We start from the raw sequence: 12479 nt of genomic DNA, 5'->3' as shown, positions 1-12479 counted from the left end.
CCCGCCCCGGTCAGGGAGTGCGGATCCCGCCCACCATGGCGTCGATGACGCGCTCGACCGGCACCTCGTCGGCCACGGCCTCGAACCCGAGCGTGACCCGGTGGCGCAGCACCCGGTGCGTCAGCGCCTTGACGTCGTCGGGCACGACGTGGTTGCGGCCGTCGATGAGAGCCCGGGCACGCGCTGCGCTCGTGAAGGCGATGCTCGCCCGCGGGCTCGCCCCGAAGTCGACGTAGCCGGCCAGACGCGACTCGATGTAGTCGCGCGGGTGGCGCGTCACGTACGTGATCCCGACGACGTAGTTGACGATCGCCGGATCGATGTAGACGCGCGACACGAGGCCCTGCAGCTGCTTGACGTCGTCCGTCGACACGACCGGCGTGCCCGGCCGGGCGTACACCCCGGCATCGATGCGCCGCAGCACCTCGGCCTCCTCGGCCGGCGACGGGTAGTCGAGGACGTCCTTGAGCATGAAGCGGTCCAGCTGAGCCTCGGGCAGCGGGTAGGTGCCCTCCTGCTCGATGGGGTTCTGGGTCGCGAGGACGAGGAACGGGTCCGGCAGGGCGTAGCTGCGGTCGCCGATCGAGGTCTGCCGCTCCTGCATCGCCTCGAGCATCGCCGACTGGGTCTTCGCGCTGCTGCGGTTGATCTCGTCGAGGAGCACGAAGTTGGCGTGGACCGGGCCGAGCTGGGTCTCGAACGCGCCGGAGTGCTGGTTGTACACCTGCGTGCCGACGATGTCGCTCGGCAGCAGGTCGGGCGTGCACTGGATGCGGTGGAACCGGCCGCCGACCGCCTGCGCGACCGTCTGGGCGGCTGTCGTCTTGGCCAGGCCCGGCACGCTCTCGAGCAGCACGTGGCCGCCGGTGAGCAGGGCGATGAGGAGGGTCTCCTGCAGTCGGGCCTGCCCGACGACGCGCGCCGCGAAGGAGCCCGAGATGGCGCCGATGCGGTCGCCGGCCCAGCGCAGCTCGTCGGGCGAGAGGTAGCTCGTGGCCGGCACGGTGCGCTCCGGGGCCTCGTCGATCCGGGCCACGGCGACGTCCTCGTCGGGGACGGCCGGGCCCGCGGACAGCTGGTCGGGTTCGACCGGCGCGGACGGGTCGGCCTGCGCCGCCGCTGACCCCGTGGCATCGACCGGCACCTCGACGGTGAAGCTCTCCCCCTCGGTGCCCGCGTCCGCCTGCGGACGCCCGGCGGGCCCTGCCCAGCGCTCGTCGTGCTCCGCGTCCACCGAACGGTCGGCTCCGCCGTTGCCCACCATCGACACCCCTTCTCGACGACAACGCCGGAGGGAGCCCCGCCGGCACGCACATCGTAAGCACGCCACCCCGGGCGGCGTCCGGCGGACGCCCAACCCGGCCCGCGCCAGCAGCTGCTCCCCCAGCTGCTCCCCAGCTGCCCCCTCGGGTGGCCTCAGGCGTCGATGCGCTCCCGGTCGACCTCGGACGCGGACCCGATGATGAAGTCCTTGCGCGGTGCCACTTCGTTGCCCATGAGCAGCTCGAAGACCCGCTCGGCAGCCTCGAGGTCGCGCATGGTCACCTTGCGCAGCGTGCGGTGGCGCGGGTCCATCGTCGTGTCGGCCAGCTGGTCGGCGTCCATCTCGCCGAGGCCCTTGTAGCGCTGCATCGGCTGCTTGATCTTCTTGCCGGACTTCTCGAGCCGGGCGAGGGTGCGACGCATCTCCACCTCGTTGTAGGTGTAGATGAGCTCGTTCTTCTTGGCGCCCGCGTTGATCACCTCGATGCGGTGCAACGGCGGCATCGCCGCGTACACGCGGCCAGCGTCGACGAGCGGGCGCATGTAGCGGAAGAAGAGCGTCAGCAGCAGGGTGCGGATGTGGGCGCCGTCGACGTCGGCGTCGGTCATGATGATGACCTTGCCGTAGCGCGCTGCGTCGAGGTCGAAGCTGCGGCCCGAGCCGGCTCCGATGACCTGGATGATCGAGGCGCACTCGGCGTTCTTCAGCATGTCGGAGACCGACGCCTTCTGGACGTTGAGGATCTTGCCGCGGATCGGCAGCAGGGCCTGGAACTCGGAGCTGCGCGCCTCCTTGGCGGTGCCCATCGCCGAGTCACCCTCGACGATGAACAGCTCGGAGCGCTCGACGTCGGTCGTGCGGCAGTCGCGCAGCTTCGAGGGCAGCGTCGAGCTCTCGAGGGCGTTCTTGCGCCGTTGCGTCTCCTTGTGCAGCCGCGCGCTGATGCGCGACTTCATCTCCGAGACGACCTTCTCGAGCAGCAGCGCGGCCTGGGCCTTGTCGCCGCGCTTGGTCGAGGTGAGGCGCTCGGTCAGCTCCTTCTCGACGACCTTCGCCACGATGGCGCGCACGGCGTTGGTGCCGAGGACCTCCTTGGTCTGGCCCTCGAACTGCGGCTCGGCCAGGCGCACCGTGACGACCGCCGTCATGCCGGCGAGGATGTCGTCCTTCTCCGGCTTGTCGTTGCCGACCTTGAGCCGGCGGGCGTTGACCTCGAGCTGCTTGCGGAACACCTTGACGATCGACTGCTCGAAGCCGGCGACGTGGGTGCCGCCCTTGGGCGTGGTGATGATGTTGACGAAGGACTGCATCTTCGTGTCGTAGCCCTGGCCCCAGCGCAGCGCCACCTCGACGCCGCACTCGCGCTCGAGCTCGGTGGGCGTCATGTGGCCGTTGACGTCGAGGACCGGGACCGTCTCGGTGAAGGTGCCCGAGCCCTCCAGGCGCCACACGTCGGTGATCGGGGTGTCGGGCGCGAGGAACTCGACGAAGTCAGTGATGCCGCCGTCGTGCTGGAAGACGTCCTCGATCGGGCCCTCCTCGCCCGGCGTGCCCTTGAGCCGGCGGTCGTCGCGGATGACGAGCCGGAGGCCGGGGACGAGGAAGGAGGTCTGGCGCGCGCGGCCGAGGATGGCGTCGTAGTCGAGCTCGGCGTCCTTGAGGAAGATCTGCCGGTCGGGCCAGAAGCGCACCCGCGAGCCGGTGACGCCGCGCTTGGCCTTGCCGACGACGGGCAGTGCGCTCTTTCGCTCGTAGGGCGTGAACGACGCCTCCGGCGAGTGCGGGGCGCCCGCGGCGTCGGTGAAGGTGCCGGGCTCACCGCGTCGGAAGCTCATGCCGTACGTCTTGCCGCCGCGGTCGACCTCGACGTCGAGCCGTGCGGACAGGGCGTTGACGACCGATGCACCGACGCCGTGCAGGCCGCCGGTGGCGGCGTAGGAGGCGCCGCCGAACTTGCCGCCGGCGTGCAGCTTGGTGAAGACGACCTCGACGCCGGACAGGCCGGTGCGCGGCTCGATGTCGACGGGGATGCCGCGGCCGTTGTCGCGCACCTCGATCGAGCCGTCCGAGCCGAGGATCACCTCGATGCCGGTGCAGACGCCCGTCAGCGCCTCGTCGACGGCGTTGTCGATGATCTCCCAGAGGCAGTGCATGAGGCCGCGCTGGTCGGTCGAGCCGATGTACATGCCGGGACGCTTGCGCACGGCCTCGAGGCCCTCGAGGACCTGCAGGTGACGCGCGGTGTAGTCGCCGTTGCCGGAGGGGGCGGGGCGGGAGGCGGAGGCCACAGGTGTCGGTTCTCTCTCGTTTCGTCGGACTGCTCGCCGGCGGCGGGAGGGGGCTTCACGGGGAGTCCACGGAGGGTCCACCGGTCCCGACCGGCACCCTGCAGCCTAGCCACCACCGCCGACGACCCATCGGAGGCTCGCGGCGAGGGCGACGGGTCCCGCCCGGGTATGGAAACAGGTGCCGGCGGAGGGGGGCCGGGCTGCGAGGCATCCGGACCGTCATCGGCTCCGAACCCTCGACAGTCGGTAACGATCCGGGAATCTTGCGGGGCCCTTGCAGCCGAGCGTGCCATCGGGGAAGCATTCCGCGTGATTCACTGTTGGAACAGCCGCGAGGACGACGGGCAGACGCAGGAGCCCCGAGCCTCGAGGACATCGGAACTCCCTCCGGGGAGGCCCCCGAGGAACAGAGAGAAGGCGAGCACTGAGATGACGACAGCACTGGCACCCGAGTTGACTGCAGCAGACCGCTGCGACCGGTGTGGCGCCCAGGCCTACATCCGCGCCCGCCTCGTCAGCGGCGGCGAGCTGCTCTTCTGCGCGCACCACGGACGACAGCACCTCCCGGCGCTGGCGGACAAGGCCGTTGACATCCACGACGAGACGGCCCGGCTCATCGAGACGCCGGCCTCCGCCGAGGTCGACGAGCGCTGACCGGCAGGACCGAAGCGCGGCAACGGAGCCCACGGACGCGATGCGTCCACCACACGTCCCAGCGGTCCCGACCGGCTGACCCGTGATCACCGAGACGAACCTCCTGATCCTCGTGGCCATGCTGGTCGGGACCGCTGGCGTCGTGGTACCCGTCCTGCCCGGACTCCTCCTGGTCTGGGGCGGTGTCCTCGCGTGGGCGCTGCTGCGTCAGGACGCGGCCGGCTGGGCCGTCCTCGCGGTGGCGACGGTGCTCCTCGCCGTGGGCATGACGGCCAAGTACCTCGTGCCCGGCCGGCGGATGACCAGCCGCGGCGTCGACTCGACCTTCGTGGCGGTCGCCGCGCTCGTGGCCGTGGTGGGCTTCTTCGTCGTCCCGGTCATCGGCGGACCACTCGGCTTCGTCCTGACCGTCTACCTGCTCGAGCGCATCAAGCACCGCGAGCACGCCCGAGCCTGGTCGGCCACCAGAGAGGCCGTGCGGGCGGTCGCCACGAGCATGGGCATCGAGCTGCTGACGGCCGTCGGGATCCTCGTGACGTGGGTGGCAGGGGTCTACCTGACGCGTCCGTGACCGCGCGTCTCCCACGTGGCGCTTCTCACACCGGATGGCCGTGCGACGGCGCCGGAACCTGCCGAACCTGCACGAAGGCCGCCTCCCGGCGGGATGGCGGCCTTCCGTTCGTGCGGTCGTGGCGTGGTGTCACCACTGGTCGCGGCGACGCTTCTCCCAACGCTCCTCGAGGCGCTCCATGAAGGTGGCCTGCCGCGAGCTCGTGGCGCGCTGACGACCGGCAGTCCGGGGCTTGGGCGTGCCGTTCTCGTCGACGGCCGCGAGGCGCGTCTTCGACGGCGTGATCGCGTAGACGATGCCGGCGACCATGATCGCGAAGCCCACGGCACCGAGCCAGATCGTGCTGCTCATGGCCGAGAAGACGACGAGCGCCAAGCCCGCCACACCCGCGATGACTCCGGCGACGATCCTGCCTCGCCCGGCGCCGCGCGACTTGGTCTTGCGGATCCGCGACGCGAAGCGCGGGTCCTCGGCATAGAGGGCCTCCTCCATCTGCTGGAGCAGGGCTTCCTCGTGTTCCGAGAGTGCCACTAGGCACCTCCCTGTGCGATCTCGACTGTCACCAATCGTATTCCGGCGACACCCGACTGGGGGTCTCTTTCCCTCAGGATAGGTCCCGCGTCTCACGATGGGAACCCGAGGTCGGCTCACGCATGAGGCTGGCCGGCCGCACCGACCCGGCACCGAAGCGAGCGCTCGCCCGGTCGACCGCACGGTCGGCGTCGCGCCACCCCTTCTCCGGCTCGTCGAGGCGGGCCTGGATGGGGGCGTTCTCGGATGGCACGAGCCCCTCGAGGCGGACGCCGACGAGGCGGATGCGGGCTCGCTGGAGGCCGAGCCGGGCGTAGAGCTCGCGGGCGGTGGCGTAGATGTCGCGCGAGACGTCGGTGTGGTGGCGCAGGGTCTTGGCCCGGGTGATCGTCGTGAAGTCGGCGAACCGGACCTTGATCGACACGGTGCGCCCCGACATCCCGGCCGTCCGGGCCCGGGCCGCGGTGCGGTCGGCGAGGCGGAGCAGCTCGCGGTGGATGCGGACCGGGTCGTCGATGTCGTGGGCGAAGGTCTCGTCGGCCCCGATCGACTTCTCGCGACGCTCGGGCACGACGTGCCGGGGGTCACGGCCCCAGGCGAGGTCGTGCAGGTTGCGGCCGGCGACGTCACCGAGGGCGCGCTGGAGGGTCTCGACCGGCGTGTGGGCGAGGTCGGCGACGGTGCGCAGGCCGAGCCGGTGCAGGTGCTCCTCGGTCTTGTCGCCGACACCCCAGATGGCCGCGACCGGCAGCTGGTGGATGAAGGAGACGACCTCCTCGCGCGGCACGACGATGAGCCCGTCGGGCTTGGCGAGGTTCGAGGCGAGCTTGGCGACGAACTTCGTCGGCGCCACTCCGACCGAGCACGTGATGCCCTGCTCGTCGGCGATGGTGTCGCGCAGCCGCTCGGCGATGGTGGTCGGGCTGCCGAGGCGCCGCACCGCGCCGGAGACGTCGAGGAAGGCCTCGTCGAGGGAGAGCGGCTCGACGGTGTCGGTGACGGTGGCGAAGGTGGCCATGACGGCCTCGGAGATCGCGGCGTAGCGCCGGTGGTCCGGCTCGATGACGACCGCCTGCGGGCACAGCCGCCGGGCCCGGGCCATCGGCATCGCCGAGGCAACCCCGAAGGCGCGCGCCTCGTAGGTGGCCGACAGCACGACCGAGCGGCCGCCCGCTCCCCCGATGATGACCGGCTTGCCGCGCAGGTCGGGCCGCGAGATGAGCGAGGCCGACGCGTAGAAGGCGTCCATGTCGACGTGCAGGACGGTGCACCCGGTGTCGTCGGGTGGTCGGCCGTCCGGACGCGTCGGGGCCGTGAACTGGCGGCGGCTCACAGCTGACCCCCCGTCCCGATGGGCGCACCGACTGCGACGGGCCCGTCAGTCGCGGCGGGCGACGACGTGCAGGGCATTGCCGAGCGTGCGGAGGAACTCGCGGCCGGGACCGGAGACGAGCAGGTCGTCGAGCTCGGCGAGAGCCGCCCGGTCGGCGTCGGAGTCGACGAGGGAGGCCGGTACGAGGTGGCCGACGATGTTGGTGCCGCGGACCTGGACGTCGGTGAAGCCGGCGGCACCGAGCAGCGCCTCGAGCTGGTCGGCGTCGAAGCGGCGCGGGAGCGGGTCGGTGCCACCCCACCGACCGGACGGGTCGACGAGCGCGGCGCGGGCCTGGGCGAACTCGCCGGCGATCGCCTTGGCGAACACGACGGCGAGGCGGCCGGAGACGAGCAGCGACAGGACGCCACCGGGGCGCAGTGCCGCGGCGAGAGCGCGCAGCGTCGCGTCGGGGTCGTCGACGAACTCGAGGGTGCCGTGGCAGCAGGCGAGGTCGACGGAGTGGTCGGCGAGGACGCTGGCGAGGGTGTCGCCGTCGCCCTGGACGCCGGTGACCCGGTCGACGATGCCGGCCTCGCGGGCACGGCGGGCCAGGGCCGCGAGCGCGTCGGGGCTGGGGTCGACGACGGTGACGCGGTGACCGGCCTCGGCGAGCGGGACGGCGACGCCGCCGGTGCCGCCCCCGAGGTCGAGGACGTCGAGCGGCCGGCCGAGGCGGTCGGCGCACTCGCTCGCGATGCGTCCGACGGCGGACACGACGGCCGAGGGCCGGACTCCGCCGCGTCGCTGGGGGCGCTGCTCGTCGGGCACGGGGTCCTCCGTCGTGGGGCTCGCTCACCCCGCGGGCCGGGCCGGGCGGCGCGTCCGGCGCCGGGAGCGGCGGTCGCGGGCCCGGCGGGCACGGCGGACGTGCCGCCGACGGGGTCGATGTGGTGGTTCGTGTGCGTCATCACCCTAGTGCCCCGAGCTTCCCGGACTCGCGTGCCACAGCTTGCGCGGCGGGCCACCGACGCCACCGATGCCACCGCTCGGGTCGGTCGGGACGAGCCCGGCCGTGCCCCGGGCCCCGCGCACCTCCTCGCCCGCCGGGCGGATGTCGGCGTACGGCGACTGCCGGAACCCCGACGCGTGGACGAGGACACGCCGGCCCTCCGGCGTCTCCCCGACGCCGGAGCCCGGGCCCTCGAGCGCACCGGCCCGCTCCCACGCCGCGCGGTCGGCCTCCTCGAGGGCCGCGTGGACGGCCTCGACGCCGCCGGCGGTCCACGCCTCCTGGAGCGCGGACAGCTCCCACGCACCGGTGGCCCGGATCGAGACGCCCCGCGGGCCGGTGCGCCGCACGAGGCCGCGGGCGAGGATGAGCCAGGAGTGGAACACCGTCGCGGCGTACGGGCCCTGGACGTCCTCGAAGAAGGTGAGGTCGGCCGGGCCGCTGGCGTCGTCGAGGGTGAGGAACACGACGCGTCGCCCGGAGCGGATCGGCGGGGTCTGGGTGGCGACCTTGACCCCGGCGACCCACACCTCGCGGCCGCTGCGGCCCGCGAGCAGGTCACGGGCCCGGGTGACGCCGAGGGCGTCGAGCAGCGGGCGGTAGAAGTCGACGACGTGGCCCGACGCGTCGAGCCCGAGCACCTCGAGCTCGGCCCGGACCCGCTCCGGGCCGGTCATCTCGGGAAGGCCGCTCGTGGCGGTGAGCTGGGGCGCGTCGCCGAGGTCGAGGGTCAGCTGGGTGGCGAGGTGCTCGGGCGCCCCCGCGGACGCCTGCGACTGGGCCGCAGCGAGGGCACGGATGTCGCCGGTGGCCGACACCGACGTGACCCGCCCACGCGACCGGCTCGCGGCCGCGACCCGCCGGCTTGACCGGCGCTGCGAGGAGGACCACCGGTCGAGCTCGGCGACGTGCAGGAGCAGGTCGCGCCGGGTGACCCGGCCGCGCCGGCCGAGGCCGCTGCGGGCCCGGCGCGTCAGGCCGCCGGCGTCGTCGAGGCGTGACGGGCCGCCGAGGTCGATGCCGTGGATCGAGTCGAACGCCCCGGCGAGGACGAGCCGCTCGGCGACCGGGCGCGAGACCTGGGCCCGCTGCCAGAAGTCGGCCAGGCTCGAGTACGGCTGCCCGGCGACCACGCGCGCGACCTCGGCCTCGCTGATGCCGTGGACGTCGGCGAGCGAGAGCCGGATGGCCTGGTCGCCGTCGTCGGTGCGCTCGAACCGGTACGTGCCGGTGGAGGCGTTGACGTCGAGGCCGAGGATCGCGACGCCGAAGGCGCGGGCGTCGTCGAGGATGAGCCGCTTGGGGTACATGCCGGGGTCGTGGGTGAGCACGCCGGCGAGGAACGCGGCCGGGTGGTGGGCCTTGAGGAAGGCCGACTGGTAGGTCGGCAGCGCGAAGGCCGCGGCGTGCGCCTTGCAGAACCCGAACGAGGCGAACGCCTTGAGGACCTCCCAGATGCGGTCGACGTCGGCGGGCGCGTAGCCCCGGGCCCGCGCCGCCGGGCGCCACCACCCCTCGATCCGCTCCTGCCCGGCCGGCGTGCCGAGGGCCCGACGCACCTCGTCGGCGTGGGCGAGGCTGACCCCGGTGGTCTCGGCGACGATCTTGAGGACCTGCTCGTGGAAGACGACGACGCCCTCGGTCTCCTCGAGCGCCGGGATCAGCGTCGGGTGCAGGTAGGCCGGCTCCTTCCAGCCCTGGCGGGCGTTGAGGAACGGCACGATCATGTCGCTCTTGACCGGGCCGGGCCGGAACAGCGAGATGTCGACGATGAGGTCCTCGAAGGTCCGCGGGCCGAACTTGCCGATGAGCTCGCGCTGCCCGGGGCTCTCGATCTGGAAGCAGCCGAGGGTGCGGGTGGAGCGGATCATCTCGAAGGTCGGCTCGTCGTCGAAGGGCACCTGCTCCTCGTCGTCGAGGTCGACGCGGACGCCGTCGACGCGCTCGACCTCCTCGACGGCGTGGGCCATCGCCGACTGCATCCGGATGCCGAGGACGTCGAGCTTGAGCAGGCCCATCTCCTCGACGTCGTCCTTGTCGAACTGGCTCATCGGGAACCCGAGCCAGCTGGCCTCGACGGGGGTGCGGTCGAGCAGGCCGGAGTCGGACAGCACGACGCCGCACGGGTGCAGGGCGATGTGCCGGGGCAGGCCGTCGAGGCGCTCGACGATGTCGAACATCAGCTGCAGGCGCGGCACGTCGAGGCCGGACGCCCGCAGCTCGGGCAGCTCGGCGAGGGCGTGGCGCACGTTGCGGGCGGCGATGTGCGGGAAGGCCTTGGCCATGGCGTCGATCTCGGGTGGCGGCAGCCCGAGCGCGGCCCCGGCGTCGCGGATCGCGTGGCGCACCCGGTAGGTGTCCATCATCGAGACGCACGTGACGCGCTCGCCGCCGAAGTGCTCGAGGATCCGCTCGTAGATCTCGGTGCGCCGGGCCGACTCGACGTCGATGTCGATGTCGGGCAGCTCGGCGCGCAGCGGTGAGCAGAACCGCTCCATGAGCAGGCCGTGGCGCATCGGGTCGACGCCGGAGATGCCGAGCAGGTAGTTGACGAGCGAGCCGGCGCCGGAGCCGCGGGCCGCGACGCGCACGTCCATCTCGCGGATGAGGTCGCACACCTGCGCAACGGTGAGGAAGTACGTGGCGTAGCCGAGGGTCTCGATGACGCCGAGCTCGTCCTCGAGGCGGTCGCTGACGGCGGTGAGCTCGGGCCCGGACCGGTCGGGGTAGCGGCTCGCGATCGACTCGCGGCAGCGGCGGGCGAGCACGTGCTGCGGGTTGGTGCCGGGACGGATGCCGAGGACGTCGGGCTCGGGCAGGTGCACCGAGCCGATGCCGAGGTCGGCGCGCGGGTCCTGGACGCACTGGGTGGCGAGGGCCGTGGTGCGCGCGAGGAGCTCGTGGGCGTGCTCGCGGGCCAGCGCCCCACCCCCGACGAGGCCGGGGCCGGACACCTGGACGACGTCGAGGGCGAGCGCGTGCATGACCGGTGTCGGCGCGAGGTGGCCGGCGGTCGTGACGCGGTCGAGGTGGCGCGTGTCGAGGGCGACGAGCCGGCGGGCGGCGTCGAGGACGTCGACGACGGCGGCGTCCTGGGGGTCGGCGTGGCGCACCGCCGCGGTGAGGACGGTGGGCACGCCGACCTCACGGGCGAGGGCGAGCATCCGGCCGGCCTGGCCGAGGCTGCCCGGCAGGTGCTCCGGGCCGCCGTGGCAGACGAGCTCGACGACGACGGCCCCGGGCGGCAGCTGGGCGACCCACCGTTCAAGGGCTGCCCGGGCCTCGCCGTGGCGGCGGGCGAGGACGGCGCGGCCGACGTCGGAGTCGGGCCCGAGCAGGACGACGAGGGGCGCGGGCCCGGCCTCGGGAAGGGTGTCGGGGCGGGCGTGCTCGGCGAGGAGGGCCGGCGTCGTGACCGGCGTGCCGCGCTCGCCGCGCAGGTGGGTGGCCGTGACGAGGCGGCACAGGGCCGCCCACCCGAGCCCGGGTGCGAGGCCGGCGGCCTGGCCGCGGGCCAGGACGGTGACACGGGGCAGGCGCGGGTCGACGAGGGCGCCGCCCCGGACCGGGGTGCGGACGTGCTCGGCCCGACGCGGGCGACCGGCGCCCGGCGGCTCGACCGCGAGGTCGACGCCGAGGACGGGCGCGACGTCGTGCTCCATGCAGGCGCGGACGAACTTGACTGCCCCGTAGAGGCCGTCGCGGTCGGTGAGCGCGAGCGCCGGCTGCCCCCAGGCGGCGGCCCGTTCGACGAGCTGGCGCGGTGTGGCGGTGCCGTAGCGCATCGAGTAGCCGCTCGCGACGTGCAGGTGGACGAAACCGTCGCCGCCGCGGGCGGCCCTGACCGACGAGACCGCCGGGCCCGTGGTGGTCATGCCGGTGGTGCTGGTGGTGGTCGTGCCTGTCATGCCCTGCTCGCACGGCTCCTCGACCCGGACGAGACCGGGGTGATGGTCCGTGGCAGCGGCACGGCGATCGGCACCCCGAGCAGGTCCTGGACGATCTCGAGGAACATCTCGGCCTGCCGGAGCAGGTCGTCGGCCTCGCGCGGGGCGATGTGGCCGCCGCGGTCGACGACGGACCGGCGCGCGGAGCACGCGGCGAAGAAGGCGGCCCACTCCCCCAGCTCGGGGGCGACGACGGGCAGCACCTGCCAGACGCTGCGGGGCCGGGACCGTGGCGTCGGCGCCGTGCGGGCCGCGACGAGGGCGGCAGCGGCACGGAGGGCCCCGAGGTGGGCGTCGCGGTAGCGCTCGGTGGCCTCGCTCGCGCGGCAGGCCGACTCGAGGGTGTCCCTCGAGCGGTCGAGCAGGGTGAGCACGGCGACCGAGATGGGTGGGCGGTGCAGCGGGGCGGCAGCCACGGGTCGGCTCCTCTCTCTCACGGAGGCAGGTACGGGTGCAGAGGCGGGTGCGGCCGGCATCAGTCGGCGACCCGGACGAGAGACCAGTGGTCACCACGCGGGGACGCGTCGTGGGCGAGGTCGTAGACCCCGGGCGTGAACGACCACCCCGGACTCGCCTCGACCCGCCAGACGTGCTGCTCGCTCGCGGCGGCGACGAGCGTCTGGCCGGGGTGCACCTGCGACTCCTCGGCGTCGAGCGCGTCGTGCCACCACGCCCGCCGCTCGCGCCACTGGGCGAGGACCTCGCGCACGACGTAGAGGCGGCCCTTCCAGATGAAGGCCTCGGGCCGCTCCCGGGCGGCGTCCTCGGACCGGACCCTGACCTGCACGACATCACTGAACCTGCGCACCACGACACGTCTCCCTCGGACACGTCGAAGCGGGAAATCACGACCCAGGCCGCCCGCGCCCCACACGGACAGCCGACACCCCAACCGACGAC

At 73.3% G+C, this 12479-nt stretch carries 10 protein-coding genes; 2 read left to right on the top strand and 8 right to left on the bottom strand.

From position 1 onward, the window contains the following. Positions 1–10 precede the first annotated feature (10 nt). Together AC3A5R_RS07715 and AC3A5R_RS07710 are read right to left on the bottom strand one after the other, a co-directional pair. A complete protein-coding gene (locus tag AC3A5R_RS07715) occupies positions 11–1264 on the bottom strand; it encodes an AAA family ATPase (protein ID WP_487620176.1) in 1254 nt (417 codons plus the stop codon). A gap of 152 nt (positions 1265–1416) precedes the next feature. Continuing rightward, positions 1417–3552: a DNA gyrase/topoisomerase IV subunit B gene (locus AC3A5R_RS07710; protein ID WP_487620175.1), complete on the bottom strand. Its 2136-nt coding sequence runs from the start codon at positions 3550–3552 to the stop codon at positions 1417–1419. A gap of 429 nt (positions 3553–3981) precedes the next feature. Between AC3A5R_RS07710 and AC3A5R_RS07705 the strand changes: the two genes are divergently transcribed. Next, a complete protein-coding gene (locus tag AC3A5R_RS07705; RefSeq protein WP_487620174.1) occupies positions 3982–4206 on the top strand; it encodes a DUF7455 domain-containing protein in 225 nt (74 codons plus the stop codon). Between the two features lie 82 nt (positions 4207–4288). Beyond that, positions 4289–4777, top strand: coding sequence for a DUF456 domain-containing protein (locus AC3A5R_RS07700; RefSeq protein WP_487620173.1), 489 nt, complete (start codon positions 4289–4291; stop codon positions 4775–4777). A gap of 129 nt (positions 4778–4906) precedes the next feature. On the opposite strand, the gene AC3A5R_RS07695 is transcribed toward AC3A5R_RS07700, so the two are convergent. From AC3A5R_RS07695 to AC3A5R_RS07670, 6 genes are all read right to left on the bottom strand, one after another. Further along, complete coding sequence (locus AC3A5R_RS07695; protein WP_487620172.1) at positions 4907–5308, bottom strand: DUF3040 domain-containing protein; 402 nt, start codon at positions 5306–5308, stop codon at positions 4907–4909. A 73-nt stretch (positions 5309–5381) separates the two neighbouring features. Next, positions 5382–6641 (bottom strand): DNA polymerase IV, encoded by a 1260-nt coding sequence (dinB, locus tag AC3A5R_RS07690; RefSeq protein ID WP_487620171.1) that lies wholly within the window; start codon positions 6639–6641, stop codon positions 5382–5384. A 45-nt stretch (positions 6642–6686) separates the two neighbouring features. Next, entirely contained in the window at positions 6687–7451 is a 765-nt protein-coding gene (locus tag AC3A5R_RS07685; protein ID WP_487620170.1) for a class I SAM-dependent methyltransferase, read from the bottom strand. Positions 7452–7595: 144 nt separating this feature from the next. Beyond that, entirely contained in the window at positions 7596–11507 is a 3912-nt protein-coding gene (locus tag AC3A5R_RS07680; RefSeq protein ID WP_487620535.1) for a DNA polymerase III subunit alpha, read from the bottom strand. A 29-nt stretch (positions 11508–11536) separates the two neighbouring features. Further along, positions 11537–11995, bottom strand: a complete 459-nt coding sequence (locus tag AC3A5R_RS07675) for an SAV_6107 family HEPN domain-containing protein (RefSeq protein WP_487620169.1) — start codon at positions 11993–11995, stop codon at positions 11537–11539. A 59-nt stretch (positions 11996–12054) separates the two neighbouring features. Beyond that, positions 12055–12387, bottom strand: coding sequence for a DUF6504 family protein (locus tag AC3A5R_RS07670; RefSeq protein WP_487620534.1), 333 nt, complete (start codon positions 12385–12387; stop codon positions 12055–12057). Between the last annotated feature and the right edge of the window lie 92 nt (positions 12388–12479).

The organism is Intrasporangium sp. Soil_C_50, assembly GCF_057656595.1.
The sequence above is the reverse complement of the archived record's forward strand: the minus strand, read 5'-3'. Positions and strand labels throughout refer to the sequence as shown.

Excerpts from the sequence above, each read along its gene's own strand:
- AC3A5R_RS07715 (WP_487620176.1), bottom strand. The coding sequence starts at position 1,264 with ATGGTGGGCAACGGCGGAGCCGACCGTTCGGTGGACGCGGAGCACGAC.
- AC3A5R_RS07705 (WP_487620174.1), top strand. The coding sequence starts at position 3,982 with ATGACGACAGCACTGGCACCCGAGTTGACTGCAGCAGACCGCTGCGAC.
- AC3A5R_RS07680 (WP_487620535.1), bottom strand. The coding sequence starts at position 11,507 with ATGACCACCACGGGCCCGGCGGTCTCGTCGGTCAGGGCCGCCCGCGGC.